This window comes from Lyngbya sp. CCY1209 (genome assembly GCF_055795065.1).
On sequence record NZ_JAYFER010000148.1, the window covers coordinates 1 to 218 of the forward strand.

General features: G+C 46.8%; 1 pseudogene. It reads left to right on the top strand.

What is annotated here, in order from left to right:
- A pseudogene (locus AC0QHF_RS01830) lies at window positions 1–218 on the top strand (group II intron reverse transcriptase/maturase); the annotation flags it as partial.

Here is a 218-nt window from a genome sequence, read left to right on the forward strand (position 1 = left end):
AAATACTACCGAACAGGTATGGCAAAACTGAGTAATGGGGACGAAAGGAAGGATAAGTGGATTTTCCAAACTAAGGATGGTTTACGACTCCAAAAACACGCTTGGACTCCCATAGTCTACCACACGCTGGTCAGACCGAAAGCATCGACGTATGACGGAAATTGGGTCTACTGGGCAACGAGGAGAGGGAAATCACCAGAAATCTCAAACCGAGAAGC